This window comes from Gordonia neofelifaecis NRRL B-59395, assembly GCF_000192435.1.
Lineage (GTDB): Bacteria > Actinomycetota > Actinomycetes > Mycobacteriales > Mycobacteriaceae > Gordonia > Gordonia neofelifaecis.
On the sequence record NZ_AEUD01000004.1, the window covers coordinates 268941 to 292088 of the forward strand.

19 protein-coding genes and 1 pseudogene are annotated in these 23148 nt (G+C 68.0%); 14 read left to right on the forward strand and 6 right to left on the reverse strand.

What is annotated here, in order from left to right:
• Nucleotides 1-27 precede the first annotated feature (27 nt).
• Nucleotides 28-465, reverse strand: coding sequence for a VOC family protein (locus tag SCNU_RS07040; RefSeq protein WP_040517927.1), 438 nt, complete (start codon nucleotides 463-465; stop codon nucleotides 28-30).
• A gap of 127 nt (nucleotides 466-592) precedes the next feature.
• On the opposite strand from SCNU_RS07040, the gene uvrB reads away from it, so the two are divergent.
• Nucleotides 593-2746: an excinuclease ABC subunit UvrB gene (gene uvrB / locus SCNU_RS07045; RefSeq protein ID WP_009678663.1), complete on the forward strand. Its 2154-nt coding sequence runs from the start codon at nucleotides 593-595 to the stop codon at nucleotides 2744-2746.
• 113 nt (nucleotides 2747-2859) lie between these two features.
• Entirely contained in the window at nucleotides 2860-3303 is a 444-nt protein-coding gene (locus tag SCNU_RS07050) for a universal stress protein (protein WP_009678664.1), read from the forward strand.
• A gap of 16 nt (nucleotides 3304-3319) precedes the next feature.
• On the opposite strand, the pseudogene SCNU_RS07055 reads toward SCNU_RS07050, so the two are convergent.
• Nucleotides 3320-5600, reverse strand: a pseudogene (locus SCNU_RS07055) (HelD family protein).
• A gap of 119 nt (nucleotides 5601-5719) precedes the next feature.
• Nucleotides 5720-6418 carry an MBL fold metallo-hydrolase gene (locus tag SCNU_RS07060; RefSeq protein ID WP_009678666.1) on the reverse strand — a complete coding sequence of 233 codons (699 nt, stop codon included), beginning with the start codon at nucleotides 6416-6418 and terminating at the stop codon, nucleotides 5720-5722.
• A 106-nt stretch (nucleotides 6419-6524) separates the two neighbouring features.
• On the opposite strand from SCNU_RS07060, the gene uvrA reads away from it, so the two are divergent.
• Nucleotides 6525-9383 carry an excinuclease ABC subunit UvrA gene (gene uvrA / locus SCNU_RS07065; protein WP_009678667.1) on the forward strand — a complete coding sequence of 953 codons (2859 nt, stop codon included), beginning with the start codon at nucleotides 6525-6527 and terminating at the stop codon, nucleotides 9381-9383.
• Nucleotides 9380-10156: a N5-glutamine methyltransferase family protein gene (locus tag SCNU_RS07070; RefSeq protein ID WP_009678668.1), complete on the forward strand. Its 777-nt coding sequence runs from the start codon at nucleotides 9380-9382 to the stop codon at nucleotides 10154-10156. Before uvrA ends, SCNU_RS07070 begins: the two co-directional genes overlap by 4 nt.
• A 54-nt stretch (nucleotides 10157-10210) precedes the next feature.
• Here SCNU_RS07070 and SCNU_RS07075 read toward each other — a convergent pair whose 3' ends face one another.
• The gene (locus SCNU_RS07075; protein ID WP_009678669.1) at nucleotides 10211-10507 is read right to left on the reverse strand and encodes a hypothetical protein; all 297 of its coding nucleotides are present in this window, start codon (nucleotides 10505-10507) and stop codon (nucleotides 10211-10213) included.
• Between the two features lie 21 nt (nucleotides 10508-10528).
• Entirely contained in the window at nucleotides 10529-10930 is a 402-nt protein-coding gene (locus SCNU_RS07080; RefSeq protein WP_009678670.1) for a DUF1844 domain-containing protein, read from the reverse strand.
• Between the two features lie 219 nt (nucleotides 10931-11149).
• Here SCNU_RS07080 and infC point away from each other — a divergent pair, with 219 nt between their 5' ends.
• The 6 genes from infC (at nucleotide 11150) to SCNU_RS07110 (ending at nucleotide 14575) form a co-directional block, all read left to right on the forward strand.
• Nucleotides 11150-11722 carry a translation initiation factor IF-3 gene (gene infC, locus SCNU_RS07085; protein WP_006895461.1) on the forward strand — a complete coding sequence of 191 codons (573 nt, stop codon included), beginning with the start codon at nucleotides 11150-11152 and terminating at the stop codon, nucleotides 11720-11722.
• Nucleotides 11723-11806: 84 nt separating this feature from the next.
• The gene (gene rpmI / locus SCNU_RS07090; RefSeq protein WP_009678672.1) at nucleotides 11807-12001 is read left to right on the forward strand and encodes a 50S ribosomal protein L35; all 195 of its coding nucleotides are present in this window, start codon (nucleotides 11807-11809) and stop codon (nucleotides 11999-12001) included.
• A 37-nt stretch (nucleotides 12002-12038) separates the two neighbouring features.
• Nucleotides 12039-12419, forward strand: coding sequence for a 50S ribosomal protein L20 (gene rplT, locus SCNU_RS07095; RefSeq protein ID WP_009678673.1), 381 nt, complete (start codon nucleotides 12039-12041; stop codon nucleotides 12417-12419).
• A 12-nt stretch (nucleotides 12420-12431) separates the two neighbouring features.
• Complete coding sequence (locus SCNU_RS07100; RefSeq protein ID WP_040517852.1) at nucleotides 12432-13253, forward strand: TrmH family RNA methyltransferase; 822 nt, start codon at nucleotides 12432-12434, stop codon at nucleotides 13251-13253.
• A 38-nt stretch (nucleotides 13254-13291) separates the two neighbouring features.
• Nucleotides 13292-13645 carry a gamma-glutamylcyclotransferase family protein gene (locus SCNU_RS07105; protein WP_009678675.1) on the forward strand — a complete coding sequence of 118 codons (354 nt, stop codon included), beginning with the start codon at nucleotides 13292-13294 and terminating at the stop codon, nucleotides 13643-13645.
• A gap of 75 nt (nucleotides 13646-13720) precedes the next feature.
• Nucleotides 13721-14575, forward strand: a complete 855-nt coding sequence (locus tag SCNU_RS07110) for an ABC transporter ATP-binding protein (RefSeq protein ID WP_009678676.1) — start codon at nucleotides 13721-13723, stop codon at nucleotides 14573-14575.
• Between the two features lie 57 nt (nucleotides 14576-14632).
• Here the strand turns inward: SCNU_RS07110 and SCNU_RS07115 are convergent, their stop codons facing one another.
• Nucleotides 14633-17071 (reverse strand): protein kinase domain-containing protein, encoded by a 2439-nt coding sequence (locus SCNU_RS07115; protein WP_238526391.1) that lies wholly within the window; start codon nucleotides 17069-17071, stop codon nucleotides 14633-14635.
• A gap of 197 nt (nucleotides 17072-17268) precedes the next feature.
• Between SCNU_RS07115 and pheS the strand changes: the two genes are divergently transcribed.
• From pheS to argC, 4 genes are read left to right on the forward strand one after another with little or no spacing between them, the layout of a single operon-like run.
• A complete protein-coding gene (pheS, locus tag SCNU_RS07120; RefSeq protein WP_050792773.1) occupies nucleotides 17269-18351 on the forward strand; it encodes a phenylalanine--tRNA ligase subunit alpha in 1083 nt (360 codons plus the stop codon).
• A 58-nt stretch (nucleotides 18352-18409) separates the two neighbouring features.
• On the forward strand, nucleotides 18410-20887 hold the full coding sequence (gene pheT / locus SCNU_RS07125; RefSeq protein WP_009678679.1) for a phenylalanine--tRNA ligase subunit beta: 2478 nt from the start codon (nucleotides 18410-18412) through the stop codon (nucleotides 20885-20887).
• Nucleotides 20884-22038, forward strand: a complete 1155-nt coding sequence (locus SCNU_RS07130) for a metallophosphoesterase (protein WP_009678680.1) — start codon at nucleotides 20884-20886, stop codon at nucleotides 22036-22038. Before pheT ends, SCNU_RS07130 begins: the two co-directional genes overlap by 4 nt.
• A 26-nt stretch (nucleotides 22039-22064) precedes the next feature.
• The gene (gene argC / locus SCNU_RS07135; RefSeq protein ID WP_040517853.1) at nucleotides 22065-23102 is read left to right on the forward strand and encodes an N-acetyl-gamma-glutamyl-phosphate reductase; all 1038 of its coding nucleotides are present in this window, start codon (nucleotides 22065-22067) and stop codon (nucleotides 23100-23102) included.
• Nucleotides 23103-23148: the final 46 nt, after the last annotated feature.

The window sequence follows — 23148 nt, forward strand, 5'->3', positions numbered from 1 at the left end:
GGCACTGCTCACGTTGCCAGACACCTCTCAGACACCTCGTACCGATCCGTCAGACCCGACCGAGAACGCCGGATTGAACACGAAGTCCCAGCGGAAGCCGTCGGGATCGGCGACGCAGGCACTGGTGCCGCCCCATTCCTGATCCGTCGGCGGATTGACGGGTTCGGCGCCCGCGGCGACCGCTGCGGCGTACATCCTTCGTACGGTGTCGGCATCGGCGACGTTGTGTCCCAAGGACATCGGCGGTGCCAGCTCACCGTGTCCGACGGCTCCGTACTCGCTGGGCATCGAAGCGACGTTCCACAGGGCGAGCATCAACCCGGGGCCGATCTGGACGAACGTGATCTCGCCGGGAATCGCGTTGATGAGCGGGAACCCGAGTCCGTCGGTATAGAAGGCCGTCGATCGGCCGACGTCGCGGACTCCGAGAGTGATGGCGGTGACGGGCGGCGTGGGGGTGGACATCGCGATCTCCATCGACGTGGGTGAACGGTGACTCGATTGTGCACCGGAGGTCTGACAAAAGGGAGCTGGTTGGACGGCCGGAACTCGACGGACCGCCGTTGTCCGACCCCGCGTCTACGCTGGGGGCATGGCATTTCCAGCGGAGAAACCGGTCATCGCGCACTCGGAGTTCCGGCCGATCGGGGAGATCGAGCGCAAGGACTCCAGGTTCGAGGTCGTCAGCGAGTACGAGCCTGCGGGCGATCAGCCGACGGCGATCGCGGACCTGGAACGCCGCTTGAACACTGGCGAGCGTGACATCGTGCTGCTCGGCGCGACGGGTACCGGTAAGTCCGCGACGACGGCATGGCTCATCGAGAAGGTCCAGCGTCCGACACTGGTGATGGCGCCGAACAAGACGCTGGCCGCGCAGCTTGCGAACGAGCTGCGAGAGATGTTGCCGCACAACGCCGTCGAGTACTTCGTGTCGTACTACGACTACTACCAGCCGGAGGCGTACATCGCGCAGACGGACACGTACATCGAGAAGGACAGCTCGATCAACGACGACGTCGAGCGCCTCAGGCACGCGGCGACCTCGAGTCTGCTGTCGCGCCGCGACGTGGTCGTGGTCGCGTCGGTCTCCTGCATCTACGGCCTGGGCACGCCGCAGTCGTATCTGGACCGGTCGGTGGAGTTGTCGGTGGGCCAGACGATCGACCGCGATGCGCTGCTCCGGCTGCTGGTGGACGTGCAGTACACCCGGAACGACGTCTCGTTCACCCGCGGCGGGTTCCGGGTCCGCGGTGACACGGTCGAGATCATCCCGTCGTACGAGGAGCTGGCGGTCCGCATCGAGTTCTTCGGCGACGAGGTCGACTCGCTCTACTACCTGCATCCGCTGACCGGCGACGTGGTGCGGAAAGTCGATTCGCTCCGGATCTTTCCGGCCACCCACTATGTCGCCGGGCCGGAGCGGATGGCCGTCGCGATGGAGAGCATCGAGAAGGAACTCGAGGAACGGCTGGCCGATCTCGAGGCGAAGGGCAAGCTGCTCGAGGCCCAGCGTCTCCGGATGCGGACCACGTACGACCTCGAGATGATGCGGCAGGTGGGCTTCTGCTCGGGCATCGAGAACTATTCGCGGCACATCGACGGTCGCGGACCGGGGACCGCCCCGGCGACCCTGCTCGACTACTTCCCGGACGACTTCCTGCTGGTCATCGACGAGTCGCATGTGACGGTCCCGCAGATCGGCGCGATGTACGAGGGCGACATGTCGCGCAAGCGAAACCTCGTCGAGTACGGATTCCGGTTGCCCTCGGCGGTCGACAACCGTCCGCTGACGTGGGACGAGTTCGTCGACCGGGTGGGGCAGACCGTCTACCTGTCCGCTACGCCCGGTGCGTACGAACTGGGACAGTCCGGTGGCGAGTTCGTGGAGCAGGTGATCCGGCCGACGGGCCTCCTCGATCCGCAGATCGTCGTCAAACCGACGAAGGGGCAGATCGACGACCTGGTGCACGAGATCCGCGAGCGCACCGAACGCGATGAACGCATCTTGGTCACCACGCTCACCAAGAAGATGGCGGAGGACCTCACCGACTATCTGCTGGAACTCGGCATCCGCGTCCGCTATCTCCATTCGGAGGTGGACACGCTGCGCCGAGTGGAACTGCTCCGGCAACTGCGCAGTGGAGAGTATGACGTCCTCGTCGGCATCAATCTGCTTCGTGAGGGACTCGACCTGCCGGAGGTCTCGCTCGTGGCGATTCTCGATGCGGACAAGGAGGGCTTTCTCCGGAGCACGACCTCGTTGATTCAGACCATCGGCCGCGCGGCGCGAAACGTGTCCGGTGAGGTCCACATGTATGCGGACAAGATCACCGATTCGATGGCGAATGCGATCGAGGAGACCGACCGCCGCCGTGCCAAGCAGATCGCCTACAACGAGGAGAAGGGCGTCGATCCGCAGCCTTTGCGGAAGAAGATCGCCGACATCCTGGATCAGGTCTACGCCGAGGCCGACGACTCCGTGGAGATCGGTGGCTCCGGTCGAAATGCCAGTCGCGGCAGGCGAGCTCAGGGTGAAGTGTCGAAGGTCGCAAGCTCCGGGGTCATCGAGAACCGCGACACATCGGGGATGCCGCGAGCCGAATTGGCTGATCTGGTGCAACAACTCACTGATCAGATGATGAATGCGGCGCGTGATCTCCAGTTCGAACTCGCGGCGCGACTGCGCGACGAGATCGCGGATTTGAAGAAAGAATTGCGGGGAATGGACGCGGCAGGTATCAAGTGACGCAGTTCGGCGGGTAGTCAGGGTATGTTCGTCACGAGCAACGCATTCCTGGGCTCGAACGCGGGATTCGTTTCGCGTCTCGACCCACGTCGCATCTGGAGGGAATCACAACCATGAGCGGTTACACCACGATTGTGGTCGGCACGGACGGCTCGGAGTCGTCGATGAAGGCGGTCGAGCGGGCGGGAGCGATCTCGGGCGACGCCACCGTCGTGATCGCGTGCGCCTACTTCCCGAACGACGGGAAGGCGGCGAGCGCGGCCACCGACACGTTGCGGGACGAGGCGTATCAGGTCATGGGCTCATCGCCGACCGAAGAGATCCTGCGCACCGCGAAGGAGCGGGCGACCGGGGCCGGCGCGACCAAGGTCGTGCAGCGCGCCATTCAGGGCGCTCCGGTCGACGCCCTGCTGCAGCTCGTCGTCGACGTGCAGGCCGACCTGCTGGTCGTCGGCAACAAGGGCTTGAACTCGATCGCGGGCCGTCTGCTCGGATCGGTGCCCGCGGACGTCGCGCGCAAGGCTGCCTGCGACGTGCTGATCGTCCACACCACGTAGTAGCGGAACGACCCGATCAGGGGCCTGCCGGAAGATCTTCGAGGTCTTCGGGCAGGCCCTTTTCGTGAATCACGATCACTCGCTGGGTGGCGCGGGTCAAAGCGACGTACAGGTCCGACAACCCGCGCGGCGAGCCGCTCACCAGATCGAGCGGCTCCAGAACGATGACGTTGTCGAATTCCAGTCCCTTGGACGAGGTGATCGCATGCACCGCGAGATCGGGATCGATCGGCGAGATCTGGTCGCGTGCGTCGTCGGCGGACGCGTCCGCAGTGATGACCGTCGTCAGGCCCGGCCACTGCGCCGAGGTGGCCAGTCGGGCCGCGGCGCGCGGTCCGTCGCCCTGCTCGGCCTGCACCGCATAAGGCTCGATTCCATTGCTGCGCAACGACCTCGGCGGTTTCTGATCGGGACTGATCCGCGGCAGGAGGCGGTTCGCGTAGTCGGTGATCTCTGACGGTGTGCGGTAGTTGATCGTCAGCTCGGCCAACCGCCACCGGTTCGCGACGTACGGGGTGAAGACGTCTGACCACGAGGTACTGCCCGCGGCGTCGCCGGTCTGCGCGGTGTCGCCGATCACCGTCATCCACCGATTCGGGATGCGGCGCATGACCATGCGCCACGCCATCGACGACAGTTCCTGTGCCTCGTCGACGATCACGTGCCCGAACGTCCACGTGCGATCGGTGTACGCGCGCTCGGCGGTGGTGCGGTACTGGGAGTGCTCCTGTCGCTGGGCGAGTTGCTCGGCGTCGATGAGGTCGTACGCCATCAGGATCTCGGGGTCGAGATCGTCCTCGAGATCCTGCGGTGCCGAGCCGGTGAGGATGTCCAGCGCGTCCTGCGCCTCCGACAACTGCTGGCGCCAGCGGGCGCGCTCGGCGCGATCGGCCTCATCGGTCCGGTAGCCGACGAGCTCGGCCAACTCGTCGAGCAGCGGGACGTCGGCGGGTGACAGGTCGGCGTCCGCCGGTCGGGGAGCGGACGGCCGGTACAGGGTTTCGCGATCGGCGTCTGTCCAGCCACGCGTCGACTTCCTCAGGTAGGCCGGATCGGCGTACAGATCGCGGAGGACGCCCTGGGGCGTGAGCTGAGGCCAGAACGCGGTCACGGCACGGACCACGGCGTCGTCGAGTTCCAACTCGTGGCGGATGTCGTCGAGGTCGGCGCTGGTCAGCAGGGGCGACCCGTCCAGCTCGCTCGATCCGATCGTTCTCGCGTGCTGGGCGGCGAGCTCGTCGAGAGCCACGCGGATGAACGTCCGCTGCGCCAGGTTGTGAGCCCGGCGCGTGGCGCGCGCGGCGGCGCGCGCGGTCTTGACGATCTCGTTGTCGATCGCGAGGTCGTACCCGTCGAACGTCACGGAGACGCCGGGGCCCGGCAGTGACTGCTGGGCGCGCACGGCGGCGCGGAGGACGGCGAGCATGCGCTGGTCGCCCTTGATCGACGCGGCGGCGCGGGTGTCCCGGCCCGCCGCGTGAATGTCGGGGAACAGGTCGCCGATGGTCGAGAGGAGCACTCCCGTCTCGCCGAGCGAGGGGAGCACCTGCCCGATGTACCGCAGGAAGTCGTCGTTGGGGCCGATGATCAGCACGCCGCTGCGCGAGAGGATCTCGCGGTGGGTGTACAGCAGGTAGGCGGCGCGGTGCAGCGCGACGGCGGTCTTGCCCGTTCCAGGTCCGCCCTGGACGACGAGGACGCCGCGATGAGTCGAGCGGATGATCTCGTCCTGTTCGCGCTGAATCGTCTCGACGATGTCGGTCATCTCGCCGGTGCGCGCGGCATTCAGCGCGTCGACGAGCGCCGACTCGTTGACGACGCTGACGTCCGCTCTTTCGCCGTCGATGCGTCCCGACTGCAGGTACTCGTCGGAGACGCCGCGCACGGTCCGCGACCGGGTCCGGATGTGCCGGCGCCGCTCGACGCCTTCCGGTGCGGCGGGCGGGGCCAGATAGAACGGCCGGGCGACGGGTCCGTTCGGTCGGCTCGCCGCGAGCGTCCACCGGTTCGTCGGCCAGGGCCTCGTCGGTCAGGTCGAGCCTGCCGAAGTAGAGGTTGTGCTCGGCGGCGTCGAACTTGGTGAGGTCCTCGTTGTACATCCGCTCGTACGATTCGCGCTCCGAGAGCGCCTGCGGGGTGCCCGCCGATTCGCGCAGGGTCTCACTCAGACGACGGCGTGTGTTGGCGCGCATGCGGTCCAGTCGCGCGTACACGGAGTCCAAGTGCACCTGCTCCTGAACGACTCTGGCATCGGAATCGGCGGGGGCGGCGGAGGAAGACGGGTTCGACGCTGTCACAGTCGCTCAATCTTACCGGCTTCGGCGGACCCGTGCCGCGTGCGTCGTCCCGGCGGACACACCCTCGTTGCGACGTCACACCCTCAGCTCAGGGCGCGAAGTCGCAGCGAGGTGTGACGTCACCAGCCGCGCTCGCGCCACTCCTGCAGATGCGGTCGCTCGGCACCGAGCGTGGTGTCCTTGCCGTGGCCGGGGTAGACGACGGTGTCGTCGCCGAACCGGTCGAAGAGCTTCTCCGTGACGCCGTCGAGCAGGATCTCGAAGTCTCCGGGCTGCCAGGTCTTGCCGACGCCGCCGGGGAACAGGGTGTCGCCGGTGAAGAGGTGGACCCGGCCCGAGTTCTCGGTCAGCGCCAGCGTGACCGAACCCGCGGTGTGCCCGGGGATCGCGATCACCTCGAGTGTCGCGTCGCCGATCCGAACGGTCTCACCGCCGGTGAGGCGGAGGTCCGGAGCGAGCGGCAGTTCGTCGGCGTCAGCGGCACCGACGACGGTCGGGACGGCGAGCACGCGGTTGACTTCTTCGAGTCCCTGCCAGTGATCGAAGTGGCCGTGGCTCGTGAGGATCTGCACGACCTCACCCGGCAGGGCGTCGAGCAGGGCGAGGATCGTCTCCGGGTCGTTCGCGGCGTCGATCAACAGACTCTTCCCCGTGACCGCGTCGGTGATGATGTAGACGTTGTTGTCCATCGGGCCGACCGACATCTTGGTGATCGTCGCGTTGTCGAGCACGCGGCGTTGGGCGTGCGCACCGTGACGGTCGGGGTCGGGCGAGACGTCGCCGGTGTAGTCGTCGGTCAGCGTTACCTGGATGCTCATACCCCCAGGCTAACGCGGGCCGCGACGAGCGCCGAAGAGAATTGTCCGAGGGTCCGCGTACTCTTGCAGCCGGGTAATTCTGCGATGTGAATGTAAGGAACTTTCTGTGGTTGATCGCCTGATCGTCCGGGGTGCGCGCGAGCACAATCTGCGCGGCATCGATGTCGACCTGCCGCGGGATTCGCTGATCGTCTTCACCGGGCTGTCCGGCTCGGGAAAGTCGTCGCTCGCGTTCGACACGATCTTCGCGGAGGGCCAGCGGCGCTACGTCGAGTCCCTGTCGGCGTACGCGCGCCAGTTCCTCGGGCAGATGGACAAGCCCGACGTCGACTTCATCGAAGGGCTCTCACCCGCGGTGTCGATCGACCAGAAGTCCACCAACCGCAATCCGCGGTCGACGGTCGGCACGATCACCGAGGTGTACGACTACCTGCGACTGCTGTACGCGCGGGCAGGCACGGCGCACTGTCCGGTGTGCGGCGAGAGGATCGAGCGGCAGACACCGCAGCAGATCGTCGACCAAGTCCTCGCGATGGAGGAGGGCGTCCGCTTCCAGGTGCTCGCGCCGGTGGTCCGCAGCCGCAAGGGTGAGTTCGTCGATCTGTTCGCGGAGCTGCAGGTGCAAGGCTTCGCCCGGGCGATGGTCGACGGCGCGGTGCATCAGCTGGCCGATCCTCCGAAGCTGAAGAAGCAGGAGAAGCACGACATCGACGTCGTCGTCGACCGTCTCGTCGTGAAGCCGTCGGCGCGGCAGCGACTGACCGATTCGGTGGAGACCGCGCTGCGCCTGGCCGACGGCATCCTGGTTCTCGACTTCGTGGACGTCGACGAGTCCGATCCGCAGCGCCGTCGCCGGTTCTCGGAGAAGATGGCGTGCCCGAACTCGCACCCGATCGCGATCGACGACCTGGAACCGCGGTCGTTCTCATTCAACTCCCCGTTCGGCGCCTGCCCGGAGTGCGACGGCCTCGGGGTGCGCAAGGAGGTCGACGAGTCGCTCGTCGTCCCGGACCCCGATCTCACCCTGCGTGAGGGCGCCATCGCGCCGTGGTCCACCGGTCACAACGCCGACTACTTCCTCCGACTGATCGAGGGCCTCGGCGATCAGATGGGCTTCGACCTCGACACGCCCTGGGAATCGTTGCCCCGGACGGCACGCAAGGCGCTGCTGAACGGCTCCGACCACCAGGTCCACGTCAAATTCCGGAACCGTTACGGCCGCACGCGCTCGTACTACACCGAGTTCGAGGGGGTCATGGCCTTCCTCTCGCGGCGCGCCGAGACCACCGAGTCCGAGCAGATGAAGGACCGCTACGAGGGCTACATGCGCGATGTCGCCTGCCCGGCGTGCAACGGCGCCCGACTGCGCCCGGAGATCCTGTCGGTCACGCTCGACCACCCGGTCCATGGACCGAAGTCGATCGCGGACGTCACCTCGCTGTCGGTGGCCGAGTGCGCGGATTACCTGAACGGTCTGCAATTGGGCGAGCGCGAGGCGGCGATCGCCGGCCGCGTCCTCAAGGAGGTGCAGGCGCGGATCACGTTCCTGCTCGACGTCGGCCTGGAATACCTCTCGCTGTCGCGGGCGGCGGGGTCGCTGTCGGGTGGCGAGGCGCAGCGCATCCGGCTCGCGACGCAGATCGGCGCGGGCCTGGCCGGCGTGCTGTACGTGCTGGACGAGCCGTCGATCGGTCTCCATCAGCGGGACAATCGCAGGCTCATCGACACCCTCGTACGACTGCGCGACCTCGGCAACACGCTGATCGTCGTGGAGCACGACGAGGACACCATCCGCGCCGCCGACTGGATCGTGGACATCGGTCCGCGAGCCGGCGAACACGGCGGACGCGTCGTCCACAGCGGCAGCTATGCCGAACTGCTCGCCAATCCGGAGTCGATCACCGGCGCGTATCTGTCGCGCCGCGAAGTGCTGCCGGTTCCGGCCATCCGCCGGCCCATCGACAAGAAGCGGCAGTTGACCGTGATCGGTGCGACCGAGAACAACCTCAAGGGGATCGACGTGTCGTTCCCGCTGGGGGTGCTGACCACGGTCACCGGCGTGTCGGGCTCCGGCAAGTCGACTCTGGTCAACGACATCCTGGCGACAGTGCTGGCGAACAAGCTCAACGGCGCGCGCCAGGTGCCCGGTCACCACAAGCGGATCAAGGGACTCGAGCACCTGGACAAGCTGGTGCAGGTGGACCAGTCGCCGATCGGCCGCACGCCGCGGTCGAATCCGGCCACGTACACCGGCGTCTTCGACAAGATCCGCACGCTCTTCGCGGCCACGACCGAGGCGAAGGTGCGGGGCTATCAGCCGGGCCGCTTCTCGTTCAACGTCAAGGGCGGGCGCTGTGAGGCCTGCATGGGCGAGGGCACGATCAAAATCGAGATGAACTTCCTGCCGGACGTCTACGTCCCATGCGAGGTGTGCCACGGCGCGCGATACAACCGCGAGACGCTCGAGGTGCACTACAAGGGCAAGACGATCGCCGAAGTGCTCGACATGCCGATCGAGGAGGCGGCCGAGTTCTTCGAGCCCGTCACCTCGATTCATCGCTATCTCAAGACCCTCGTCGATGTCGGTCTCGGTTACGTCAGGCTCGGTCAGCCCGCGCCGACCCTGTCGGGCGGCGAAGCGCAGCGCGTGAAGCTGGCCGCCGAGTTGCAGAAGCGGTCCACCGGTCGGACGGTCTACATCCTCGACGAACCGACCACCGGCCTGCACTTCGAGGACATCCGGAAGCTGTTGCTGGTGATCAACGGCCTCGTCGACAAGGGGAACACGGTCATCGTCATCGAGCACAACCTCGATGTCATCAAAACCGCCGACTGGATCGTCGACATGGGGCCGGAGGGCGGCAGCGGCGGCGGCACGGTCGTGGCGCAGGGCACGCCGGAGCAGGTCGCCGCGACTCCGGCGAGCCACACGGGCACGTTCGTCAAGGAACTGCTCGAGCAGTGACCGCGGGCGAGGACGAACGGCTGATCGCGCAGTTGCGCGCGGCCGGTTGCGTCTTCGCCGAGGAGGAAGCGGCGGTGCTGCGGCGCTGGGCCGCCGATCCCCGGCAGCTCGCGGCCTGGGCGGTGCGCCGGGCGGCGGGCGAGCCGTTGGAGCACGTGGTCGGACGGGTGGAGTTCGCGGGTCTCGACCTCGTCGTGGGACCCGGCGCGTTCGTTCCCCGGCAACGGTCGGCACTGCTCGCCGCGACCGCGGTCGATCTGCTCGCCGCGCGGCGGTCACCGGTGTTCGTCGAGGCGTTCTGCGGCGTCGCACCGATTGCCGCGTACGTCGCGGACAGGTGTCGTGGCGCGTACGTGGTGGCGACCGACGCGGATCCGGTCGCGCTCGCGTTCGCGGCGGAGAATCTGTCCGCGGACGCGGTGTACCGCGGCGCCGGACTGTCGGGCCTGCCCGAGCCGCTGCGCGGACGCGTCGACGTGATCGCCGCGGTTCCGCCGTACGTCCCCGAGTCGGCCGTCGAACTGCTGCCGCATGAGGCCGTCGACCACGAGCCCCGGGCCGCGCTGGTGGGCGGGGGCGACGACGGGCTGTTGCGGGCGGCGGAGCTCCTGCAACAGGCGAGGTCGTGGTTGCTCGACGGCGGTGCGGTCGTGATCGAGATGAACGTCGCCCAGACGTCAGCCGCCTCGGAGATCGCCCGGGCGGGCGGACTCAGCCCGAGCGTGATCGAAGGCGGAGACGGTCAGACGGCGGTCCTCATCGGGCTGCGGTAGTCGGCCCTGGGACCGCACACGGCGGTCGCCGCAGCATCCGGACGAGCGGGATGCTCACAGGCCCATCGATTTCCGAATCTCCTCGAGCTTCTTCTTCGCGGCCGCGTCACGATCGGCCATCGCCTCGTCGAGCGCCTGCGCCTCCGGCGTCATCTCCGACAGTTCCTCGCTGCCGATCGCCGTCGCGGTCCGTTTCTCGATCTTGTCGCGGACGTGGTCGAACGTCGGCACACCCGCCTCGGTGTAGCCGGTCACGTCCTCGTACGACGGTGCCCGCACCGACGGCGTGAAGTCGTCTGATGCGGGCACGATCTCGGCGTCGATGGGCTCGTCGTCGCCGAGGTGGTTCATGGCACCGAGTCTAGCGCGCTGTCAGCCCTTGACCGGCCCGGTGTACTTCTCGCCCGGGCCCTCGCCGGGAGCGTCCGGGTACGACGACGCCTCGCGGAACGCGAGCTGCAGCGCCTTCAGTCCGTCCTGGATCGGCTTGCGGTGCAGACCGAGATCGGGTGCCGCGGCGGTCACGAGGCCGGCGAGGGCGTTGATCAGCGCGCGAGCGTCCGGCAGGTCTTTGAACTCCTCGTCGCCGCCGGCGTCCGGGCCGATCTTCTCGGCCGCCGCGCTCATCAGCATGATCGCCGCGCGCGTGGTGACCTCGACGGCGGGAATAGTCGCCAGCTCACGGACGTTCTCACTGTCGGTGCCTCCCGGTGCGACGTGGACGTTCGCGTCGTCGGAGGAGGTGTCGCCGGTCGAATAGGAGTTATCGTTCACGCCTGTTAGACTGACACAGCATGACCGCCTCGGCTCGCGCCGGGGTAGCAAGAGGATTCTTCGAGTCCCACCGTGCGACGCTGTCTCAGACAAGCAGTTTCACGGTCCCGGTCACACCGTCGCCAGTCGATGAACCAACCGAGGTTGGGTCTCGACCGGCATTATGGTGTTTTCGGCCTCGAACCTCCTCGCGCTTGCCAGTCCTACATGGCCGGCCACATGGAAAACATTGATCGAGGAGGCCACATCAGCACTGAAACCCGCATCAACGAGCGCATCCGCGTCCCCGAGGTCCGCCTTGTCGGACCAGGCGGCGAGCAGGTGGGCATTGTGCGTGTTGAAGATGCGCTTCGCCTGGCTTACGAAGCCGACTTGGACCTGGTAGAGGTTGCGCCCGACGCACGTCCGCCGGTGTGCAAGATCATGGACTACGGCAAGTTCAAGTACGAGGCGGCGCAGAAGAAGCGCGAGTCCCGCCGTAACCAGCAGATGACCGTCATCAAGGAGCAGAAGCTCCGCCCGAAGATCGACGACCACGATTACGAGACCAAGAAGGGTCACGTCATCCGGTTCCTCGAAGCGGGATCGAAGGTGAAGGTCACGATCATGTTCCGCGGTCGCGAGCAGTCCCGTCCCGAACTGGGCTACCGGTTGCTTCAGCGTCTGGGGGACGACGTCGCCGAGTACGGCTTCGTCGAGACCTCGGCCAAGCAGGACGGTCGCAACATGACCATGGTTCTGGCCCCGCACAAGGGTGCGAAGACTCGGGCCAAGGCCCAGCAGGGCTCCTGAACCCAACCACACTGAAGTAGTAGTGGACCCGAGCCGCCCGGAGAGATCCGTGCGGCCTCGGGTCCGCCCGAATGAAGGAAACCAATGCCGAAGAGCAAGACGCACAAGGGCACCGCGAAGCGATTCAAGGTGACCGGCAGCGGCAAGATCGTCCGTCAGAAGGCAGGCAAGCGCCACCTCCTGGAGCACAAGTCCTCGCGCGTCACCCGTCGTCTGGACGGCACCACCGTTGTGAGCGAGAACGACGCACCGCGTATCAAGCGCCTGCTGAACCGCTGATTTTTCCGCTTTAGACTTTTTAGAAGGACACTGACTGATGGCACGTGTGAAAAGGGCGGTCAACGCCCAGAAGAAGCGCCGCTCCGTTCTGGAGGCCTCGAAGGGCTACCGCGGACAGCGGTCGCGCCTGTACCGCAAGGCCAAGGAGCAGCAGCTCCACTCGCTGACTTACGCCTACCGTGACCGCAAGGCGCGCAAGGGCGACTTCCGTAAGCTCTGGATCACCCGCATCAACGCGGCTGCTCGCGTGAACGACATCACCTACAACCGCTTCATCCAGGGCCTCAAGCTCGCGGGTGTCGAGGTCGACCGCAAGGTGCTCGCCGATATCGCCGTGACCGACCCGGCGGCCTTCACCGGCCTCGTCGAGGTCGCTCGCGCCGCGCTGCCGGCCGACGTCAACGCTCCCGCTGCCTGATCTCTTCAAGAGATCGCAGTGACGCGTTCCCGACCCGCGACGGATGTTCTCACCGAACGTTCGTCGCGGGTCGTTTCATTGGCCAAACTGCACCGGGCCTCGGTCCGGCGCAGTGAGGGCAGGTTCCTCGCCGAGGGATTCAACTCCGTCGACGCCGCACTGAGCACCGGTCGAGCCGAGCAGGTGCTGGTCCGCGACGACGACGCCGACCGCCACGCCGACCTGATCGGCCGGGCGCTCGACGCCGGAATCCCGGTGCATCGGGTCACCGCGAGAGCCGCGGACAAGCTGTCGGAGACGTCGACGGCGCCCGGTGTGTTCGCGGTGTGCCAGCTCCTCACCGTGGGCCTGGCGGCGGTCCTGGGGGACGATCCACGCCTCCTGGTGATCGCCGTCGAACCGCGCGAGCCCGGCAATCTCGGGACGCTGACCAGATGTGCCGATGCGATGGGCGCCGACGCGGTGATCCTCCTCGGTGACTCCGTCGATCCGCACAACGGCAAGAGCGTCCGCGCGAGCGCGGGCAGCGTCTTCCACATCCCGGTGGTGCGTACCGTCGACGTCGCCGGGGGACTGGCCGCCGTCGCCGACGCCGGGATCGTCACGCTCGCGACGACGATGGACGGCGAGCTGAGCCTGGACGACGCCGACGACGTCCTCGCCCGGCCCCACGCCTGGCTCTTCGGAAACGAGGCACACGGGCTTCCTCAGCAGGTGCTCGACGGCGCCGACCGCAGCGTCCGGATTCCGCTTCGCGGCCGTGCCGAGAGTCTGAATCTCGCCGCCGCGAGCGCCGTCTGCCTCTACGCCAGCGCTCGCGTCCAGAACCGCTGATCGGGAACGGAATCTGCTGCGGCAGTACGATTCTGCCCATGCACGTTCTGTTCAGCTACGGCACCCTGATGGATCCGGTCGTCCAGGAGGGGGTCTTCGGTCGCCGGATGCGAACGATTCCCGATGCGCTTCCCGGCTTCCGCGTCGACTCGGTGACCATCACCGATCCGGAGGTGATCGCACTCAGCGGCACCGACACGCACCGCATCCTGCGTCCGGGATCGTCGGAGGCCCGGGTGCCGGGCGCGCGGCTCGAACTGGACGACGACGCGTTGGCGGCGGCCGACGACTACGAGGTCGACGATTACCGGCGGGTGGAGGTCGTGCTGGCGTCCGGCGTGAGCGCGTGGGTGTACCTCGCGCACGACGAGGCCTCGACGTTGCCGGGATAGGCTTCACTCACTTAGGTTAGGTAACGCTACTATCGACTCGACGATGGCGAGCATGCCTAACCGAAGGGGTACGAGGTGACAGTTTCACCGGAGGTCGCACACCGATCAGCGACGACCGTCGCAGACGCGCCGGCACGGCTGGCGGCAGAACGACTCACGGTCGGGTACGACGGCACGACCATCATCGACGGACTCGATGTCGAGATCCCCACCGGGCAGGTCACCACGATCGTCGGACCGAACGGCTGCGGAAAGTCGACTCTGCTCCGCACGCTGTCGCGCCTGCTGACCCCGTCGTCGGGGCGCGTGGTCCTCGACGGCTCGGACATCGCGTCACAGAAGCCGAAGCAGGTGGCGCGGACCCTCGGACTGCTGCCGCAGAACCCGGTGGCTCCCGACGGGCTCACCGTCGCGGATCTCGTCTCGCGCGGCAGGCATCCCCACCAGTCGTGGTACCGACAGTGGTCGACTGACGACGAGGCGGCGGTCACCGAGGCGATGACGCTGACGTCGACCGTCGAGCTCGCGGACCGCGCCGTCGACTCACTGTCCGGCGGACAGCGCCAGCGCGTCTGGATCGCCATGACGCTCGCGCAGCAGACGGACCTGGTCTTGCTCGACGAGCCGACGACGTACCTCGATCTGGCTCATGCGGTCGATGTCCTCGACCTGGTCGACGAACTCCGAACCGAACACGGCAAGACGATCGTCATGGTGCTCCATGATCTGAACCTTGCTGCGCGGTACAGCGATTCGCTGATCGTGATGCGATCCGGCGCGGTCGTGGCCGAGGGCGCCCCGAACGACGTGCTGACACCGGAGCTGCTCGAGGCGGCTTTCGGCCTCAAGTCGCAGATCGTCGTCGACCCTGTCGGCGGCACCCCGATGGTCGTGCCGATCGGTCGCCGCGGACGGTCGCAGACGACCTAGCCTCCCCGGGCGTGCTGAGCCACCGGTTGGTTGAGCGGGTGGACGTGCCACACGCGCTCAGGCGGCGAGCTTGATCTCGTGCGGGGTGGTGATCTGGTCGTCGGTCCGGGCGGGGTCGCCCTGCTGACCGGTCTTGTTCAGGCCCCAGCAGTACTGGGTGGAGCTGGTGATCGCGCATGTGACGCTGTAAGACGTGACGACCTGGCGGGCGTCGCTGACGCCCTGCACCTGCTGCGGGCTGTACTGCTGCGAGGTGTTTCCGTTGCCGACCTGTCCGTACAGGTTGTTGCCCCAGCAGCTCACGTTGCCGTCGGCGATGGCGCAGAACGAGCCGATGTCGACCGAGACGTCCGTGGCGTTCGACAGTCCCTCGATCTTGAGCGGCGTCTTCTTCTGCGACTCGCCGTCCCGGGCGAGCTGCTGGTTCTTGTTGTTGCCCCAGCAGTACACGGAGCCGTCGGCGACGGCGCAGGTGTTCCAGAACGGGGTGTTGTCGATGCTGCCGCCACCGACGGTCATCGAGGTCACGTTGCTCAGCGAGGGCACCTTGTTCGGTGCGCTGCGGTCGTCGGTGGTGCCGTCGCCCAGCTGTCCGTCCCAGTTACGACCCCAGCAGTAGAGGTCGCCCGAGGCGATCGCGCACACCGAACCGGCCCTCGACGACACCGCGGTCACATTCGAGATACCCGCGACCTTGGTCGGCGTCTTCAAGCTCTCGCTGGTGTTGCCGTTGCCCAGCTGGCCGCCGGAGTAGAAGCCCCAGCAATAGAGGTCGCCGTCCGAGATCGCGCACGTCGACGAGTTCGACGTGCTGACCGCGGTCACCTTGCCGAGTCCGGGCACCTTGAACGGCGACGTCTTCTTCGACATGGTGCTCGAGTCGCCCGCCTGCCAGAACAGGTTGTCGCCCCAGCAGTACAGCGCGTCGTCGGAGACGGCGCACGTGGTGACGGCGGAGTCGGACGACCCGGTGGAGTCGTAGGCGCCCATTGCGACCGAGGTCACCTTGCCGAGGCCCGGCACCTTGGAGGGGCTCTTGCGTGCGGAGGTGGTGCCGTCGCCCAGCTGGCCGCTGGCATTGTCGCCCCAGCAGAAGAGCTCGCCCGAGTTCACCATGCACTCGCTGCCGTACGCCCCGGCGATCTGCGGCGCCGCGAACGTCTCGGTCGCCGTCGAATCGCTGCTCGACGGCCACCAGAGCGGACTGGTCGCGGCGACCGCGATCAGTGCGACGGCGACGACCGCCGCGATGATCCACGGCGTCTTGCTCTTCTTCTTGGGCGGTTGCTGCGGCCCGCCGACGAAGCCGTACGGAGCGGGGCCGCTGGGCGGTCCGGGGAAGGGCGGCTGCGCGCCGTACCCGACGGGAGCCTGCTGGTAGGGCGCCGGAGCACCGTACTGCGGATTCGGACCGGGACCGGCGGCGTAGTACGGCGGCTGCGGCTGCCCGGGAGTGTACGGGGTGGTCTGCGGCGCGGAGATCGGCGGCGCGGGGGTGGGAGTGGGCGCCGGGCCGCTCGGAGACGGCGGGGGAGTGACCGGCGCGACGATCGTGTGCTGGCCCGCCGCGGTCTGGCGGAGCGCCGCTTCCAGGGCCGCGGCGAAGCTGCGGCAGTCGGGGAATCGGGCGGAGGGATCCTTCGCCATGGCGCGCATCAGAACCGGCGTGAGCGCGTCGAGGTCGGGACGCACGGCGCCCAGCGGCGGGGCGGGCTGCTGAACGTGCGCCATCATCAACGCCGTGGAGTTCTCCGCGGCGAAGGGCGGGCGGCCGGCGAGGAGCTCGTACACGGTGCATGCGAGCGAGTACTGGTCCGACGCGGGGCCGGCATGCGCGCCGCCGATGACCTCCGGCGCCGTGTAGGTGACGGTGCCGATGATCGAGTTCACCGCGGTCAGCTGCGGCGAGTCGGCCAGCTTCGCGATGCCGAAGTCCAGAAGATAGGCGCGACGGAGGGCACCGTCCGGTGCCCGGGTGACGACGATGTTGGCCGGCTTGATGTCCCGGTGCACCACCGGGCGCGAGTGGGCGTAGTCGAGTCCGTCGGCGACCTGCGTGATCGCCTGAACTACCTCGGCGGGGGTCAGTCGCGCGGTCGAGAGGTTCGGCCCGTCGATGAAGCTCATGGTGAACCAGGGCTGGTCGTCGACGATGCCGTAGTTGTGAATCGTGACGATCGACGGATGGTCCAGGGCCGCCATCGTGCGGGCCTCATTGTTGAACCGCTGCTGGAAGTCCGGATTCGACGCGCCGCCGACGGAGATGACCTTCATCGCCTCGCGGCGCTGGAGCTGCTCGTTCTCGACGATGTAGACGTCGCCCATTCCGCCCGACCCGAGCAGTTCGACCACCCGGTAGCCGGCGATGGTCGTTCCCGGCGCTTTCGACAAGTGGCTGCCCTTCCCCTCATTCGGACGTTTGCTGCGGGAGAAGCGTACGACGCCGGCCGGCGTCTGACGCGGCAGCCTGCGCCGAACTCCGGTGTCTGCAGCCACCGTCCTCGGCCCTCAACAGTGCGACCTGCTGATATCGATGTCCTGATGACGGTAGACCATGAACGGCGCGGCCTGCGCACTTCCGTCTGCCAAGCGAACGACCTGCGGTGTCGCGCCGCGACACCGGCGGTGCCGGTCGCGCCGGGCTGAGATGAAGATGAGCCGGGGTCTCGACTACCCTTGATTGAAGTTCTTTCATGCTTCTACCCATAGGAGATGCGAGCCAGGTGGCTGACGACTCTGCTGTCAACGAATTCCCGACCAGCGCCGATCTGGACGCGGCGGTCGCAGACGCCGTCGCCGCGTTCGGCGCTGCACGCGATCTGGACGACCTGGCGAAAGCCAAGGCCGCCTTCTTCGGTGACCGCTCGCCGATCGCCCTCGCGCGGCGCGCGCTCGGCAGTCTCCCGAAGGACCAGCGCTCGGCGGCGGGCAAGCTCGTCAACGAGGTGCGCGGCAAGGTGCAGTCCGCGCTCGACGCCCGCACGGAAGTTCTCACCGCGGAGCGTGACGCCGCGGTGCTGGTCGCCGAGTCGATCGACGTGACATTGCCGTCGGGCCGACGCAGCCGCGGTGCCCGGCATCCCATCACGGTCATCGGTGAGCAGGTGGCCGATGTCTTCGTCGGCATGGGCTGGGAGATCGCCGAAGGGCCCGAGGTCGAGACCGAGCACCACAACTTCGACGCCCTGAACTTCCTGCCCGACCACCCGGCGCGGTCGATGCAGGACACCTTCTACATCGCCCCCGAGGGCTCGCGGCAGGTGCTGCGGACGCACACCTCGCCCGTTCAGGTCCGGTCGATGCTCGACCGCGACGTGCCGATCTACGTCGCGTGCCCCGGGCGGACCTTCCGCACCGACGAACTCGACGCGACGCACACCCCGGTGTTCCATCAGATCGAGGGGCTCGCCGTCGACAAGGGACTGACGTTGGCCAACCTGCGCGGCACGCTCGAAGTGCTGGCGAAGGCGCTCTTCGGCCCGGACACGACCACTCGCATGCGTGCCAGCTACTTCCCCTTCACGGAGCCGTCGGCCGAGGTGGACGTCTGGTTCCCCGCCAAGAAGGGCGGCGCGGGCTGGGTCGAGTGGGGCGGCTGCGGCATGGTGAACCCGAACGTGCTGCGTTCGAGCGGCATCGACCCGGACGTGTACACGGGGTTCGCGTTCGGCATGGGCCTGGAGCGCACGCTCCAGTTCCGCAACGACCTCCCGGACATGCGCGACATGGTCGAAGGTGACGTGCGCTTCACCCTCCCGTTCGGCCCGGCACTCTAAAGATTCTTCCGGCGACCGCGATCGCCGCAGCGATGACACGAAAGTAGTTGGTGAACAAGTGCGTCTCCCACAGTCCTGGCTGACCGAGGTGCTCCGTGCGGGAGCTCCGGATGCCGCTCCGTCGACCGAAGAGATCGATGCGGGCTTCGTCCGCGTCGGATTCGAGATCGAGGACGTCGAGCCCTTCCCGGTGATCACCGGTCCGTTGGTGATCGGCCGCGTCGAGGCGATCGAGGAACTCACCGAGTTCAAGAAGCCGATCCGGTTCTGCCAGGTCGCGGTCGGCGAGCACGCGCCGCGCGACATCGTGTGCGGCGCACGGAACTTCGCGGTCGGTGACCTCGTCGTGGTCGCGCTGCCGGGTGCCGTCCTGCCGGGTGACTTCGCGATCGCGACGCGGAAGACGTACGGCAAGACCTCCGACGGCATGATCTGTTCGGTCACCGAACTGGGCATCGGCAACGATCACTCGGGGATCCTGGTGCTCTCGCCCGGCACCGCGGAGCCCGGCGCCGACGCTCGCGAGGTGCTCGGCTTGGTCGACACCGCCATCGAGGTGAACGTGACTCCGGACCGCGGCTACGCGTTCTCCATGCGCGGGCTCGGCCGGGAACTCGCCAGTGCTTTCGAGACGCCGTACATCGACGACGGGCTGCCGGGTGCACCGCTGCCGGCCGCCGTCGAGCGCACACCCTGGCCGGTCGCCATCGACGACGACAGCAAGGCCACCCGGTACACGGCGCGCGTGCTCACCGGAGTCGATGCAACGGCGTCGTCGCCGTGGTGGATCGCGAAACGATTGATGGTGGCAGGCATCAGGCCGATCTCCGCGATCGTCGACATCACCAACTACGTGATGATCGAGCTCGGGCAGCCGCTGCACGCCTTCGACGCGGACAAGGTGACCGGGACGGTTCGAGTCCGCGCGGCCGCGGCAGGCGAGACGCTCGTGACCCTCGACGGTGTGACCCGCACCCTCGACCCCGAGGACATCGTGATCGCCGACGACTCCGGCGCTATCGCACTGGCGGGCGTGATGGGTGGCGCCGCCACCGAGGTCACCGACGCCACGACGACGATCCTGTTGGAGTCGGCCAACTTCGACCAGGTCCGCGTGTTCCGGACCGGCAAGCGTCACAAGCTCTCGTCGGAGGCGGCCAAGCGCTTCGAGCGCCTCGTCGATCCGGAGATCACCGCCGTCGCCTCGGACCGCGCCGCCGCGCTGATCGTCGAGTACGCGGGCGGTCAGGTGGCCGGCGAACTGTCGGACGTGCGCGTCGCGACTCCGCCCACCCCTCCCATCGAGATCGATCCGGGGCTGCCCGACGCCACCGCGGGCGTTGTGTACCCGATCGGTACGACGGCGGCGCGACTGCTCGAGGTCGGCTGCACGGTCGAGGGCGAGTCGCCGTTGTCGGTGACGCCGCCGTCGTGGCGCCCCGATCTGCGCCAGCGCGCGGATCTCGTCGAAGAGGTGCTGCGGCTGGAAGGTTTGGAGGACATCCCGGCCGTCGTTCCGCGGGCGACCGGTGGCACGGGGCTCACCGCGGCACAGCGTCGGCGCCGGGCGATCGGCGTCGGACTGGCGACCGACGGTTTCGTCGAGGTGCTGCCGTACCCGTTCCTGCCGACCGACGTGTTCGACACCTGGGGGCTGCCGGACGACGACGTCCGCCGCAAGACCGTCTCGGTGCTGAATCCGCTGGAGTCCGACCGCCCGCTCCTCAACACGACACTGCTGCCCGGACTGATGGAGATGGCGGCGCGCAACATCGCTCGCGGCCGCCGCGATCTCGCGCTCTACACCATCGGCCAGGTCGTCGTAGCCGGCGACCAGGGCCCGACGGTACCCGCGCTCGACGTGACCCGCCGACCGTCGGAGGCCGAGCAGGCGGCTCTGGACGCCTCGCTGCCGGACCAGCCGCTGCACGTCGGCGTGCTGCTGACGGGACTGCGGGAGCCCGCCGGCCCGCTCGGCGGCGGCAGGGCGGCCGACGCCTATGACGCCTTCGAGGCGGCGCGGCAGATCGGCCGGGCGGCCGGCGTCGAGTTGACCCTGGTCGCGGCCGAGTACCTGCCTTGGCATCCGGGACGTTGCGCACGTCTCGAGGTCGACGGCGTCGTGGTCGGCCACGCCGGTGAACTGCACCCGGCGGTGCTGGAGCGCACCGGGCTCCCCGCACGACTGTGCGCCGTGGAGATCGACGTCGACGCGCTGCCGTTGCGTCAGAATCTGCCGTCGCCTCAGGTCTCGGCGTTCCCCGCGGTGCTCCAGGACGTCAACGTCGTGGTCGCGCAGGACGTCGCCGCGCAGGACGTGCAGGACGCGCTCGTCGCCGGTGCGGGCGAGCTGCTCGAATCGATCGCTCTCTTCGACGTCTTCGTCGGTGAGCAGGTCGGCGAGGGCAACAAGTCGCTCACCTTCGCACTGACGTTCCGGGCTTCCGATCGGACACTCACCGAGGATGAGGGGTCCGAGGCGAAGATGGCCGCGGTCGCCCACGCCGGTGAGGTCGTCGGGGCCCGGCTGCGTTGATCCGTCTGCTCGTCACGGCGGTCGCCGCGGCGCTGGTCACCTTCTGGCTTCACCGACGGCTGGTTCGTCTGCCGGGACTGCGCGGGCGGTGGGCGGTCGTCGCCGACGTCGTGCTCGTGGTGCTGGGCGTCGCGACGGTCGGAGCCTTCGCGGTGGGCGGCACGCTCGACCCGGCCTGGGCACGACCGATCGGCTTCGTCGGCTTCACCTGGGCCGCGGTGATCTTCTACCTGCTGCTCGGCACCCTGCTGATCGCGGCGGCCCGGCTGATCGTCCGGGGCGTCCGGCGACTGCGCGGCGGCGACGGGGGAGCGGGGTTCGGACGGCGGTCGACCGCCGTCGCGACGGCGGTCGTCGTGATCGCCTCCGTCGCGACGGTCGGGTACGGCCTCGCCGAGGCGGCGTCGCCTCGCATCGTGAACGAGTCCGTGGCGATCGAGAACCTGCCCGCCGCGTTCGACGGCTCGCGAATCGCGCTCGTCACCGACCTGCACGCCGGTCCTGCGCGAGGCGGGGGCTTCGTCCGCGACGTGGTCGACGCGGTCAATGCCCAGAAGCCGGATCTGGTGATCCTGGGCGGCGATCTCACCGACGGCACCGTGGCGCTGGTGGGTCCGGATCTGGAAGCGCTCCGCGACCTCCATGCACCGCTCGGGGTCTACGGGGTCAGCGGCAATCACGAGTACTACGTCGACGACGGCGGCAGCTGGCTCGACTTCTGGGAGACCCTCGGCATCCGCACGCTGCGCAATCAGCGGGTGGAGTTGCACCGCGGAGGCGCGGTCATCGACCTGGCAGGTGTCTACGACAAGACCGCGCCGGAGCCGAACGCGCCGGACTACCAGCGGGCGCTCGGCGGCCGGACGGCGGGCCGATCCGTCGTCTTCGTCGCGCATCAGCCGGGTCAGGCGTACTCGGCGGCGGCGTACGCGCCTGACGTGCAACTGTCGGGACACACGCACGACGGTCAGATGTGGCCGAACACCTATTTGGCGGCGGCGGCCAATCCGGTCGTGGCCGGCTGGGGCGACGTCGACGGAGTCAAGGTCTACGTGACCCGGGGAACCGGTGCGTGGGGACCGCCGGTTCGAGTCCTCGCGCCCCCGGAGATCACCATGATGACCCTGCACCGGAACCACTCGATGAATTAGTTTGCACAATCGTGCATAATGATTGCATGACTATCAAGGTTGCTGTGGCCGGTGCGAGCGGTTACGCGGGTGGCGAGATCCTCCGACTCCTCTGCGGTCACCCGCGACTGGCCTCCGGTGAGCTCGAGATCGGTTCGCTCACCGCGGGCGGCAACGCCGGTTCGCGACTCGGCGAACACCACCGTCACCTCTTCCCGCTCGCCGATCGGGTCCTCGAAGAGACCACACCGGAGGTCCTCGCCGGACACGACGTGGTCTTCCTCGGGCTGCCGCACGGCCAGTCGGCGGTCATCGCCGACGCCCTGCCGCCGAGCACTCTCGTCGTCGACTGCGGTGCCGATTTCCGGCTCGAGGACCCTGCGGAGTGGACCGCGTACTACGGCGGCGATCATGCCGGGACCTGGCCGTACGGCATGCCGGAGCTCCCCGGCAATCGCGACCGGATCGCGGGCGCCGGCCGGATCGCGGTGCCGGGCTGCTATCCGACGGTGTCGATCCTGACCCTGCTTCCCGCACTGGCCGCCGGGCTCGTCGAGCCCGCCGTCACGATCGTCGCGATGTCGGGTACCTCGGGCGCCGGTCGGGCACCGAAGGTGAATCTCCTCGCATCCGAGGTCATCGGCTCGGTCCGCGCCTACGGGGTCGGCGGCGTGCACCGCCACACGCCGGAGATCACGCAGGCGCTGTCGAACGCGGCGTCACTGCCCGTCGGGGTCTCGTTCACTCCCGTGCTGGTGCCGACCTCGCGCGGCATCCTCGCGACCTGCACTGCGCGGACCAGCGCGTCCATCGATGAGATCCGTGCGGTGTACGAGAAGGCCTACGCCGACGAACCGTTCGTGCATCTCCTCCCCGAGGGGGAGTTCCCGGAGACCGGATCGGTGATCGGCACCAACATGGTCGCCATCGGCCTGTCGGTCGATGAGCGGTCCGGGACGATGGTCGCTGTCGGCGCCGTCGACAATCTGACCAAGGGCACCGGTGGCGCTGCCGTCCAGTCCATGAATCTCGCCTTGGGCTGGGGTGAGGGCGAAGGCCTGCCGACCGTGGGTGTCGCGCCGTGACCCACTACTCGAACGACGCCGCCCAGACCGCTGACACCGACAAGGA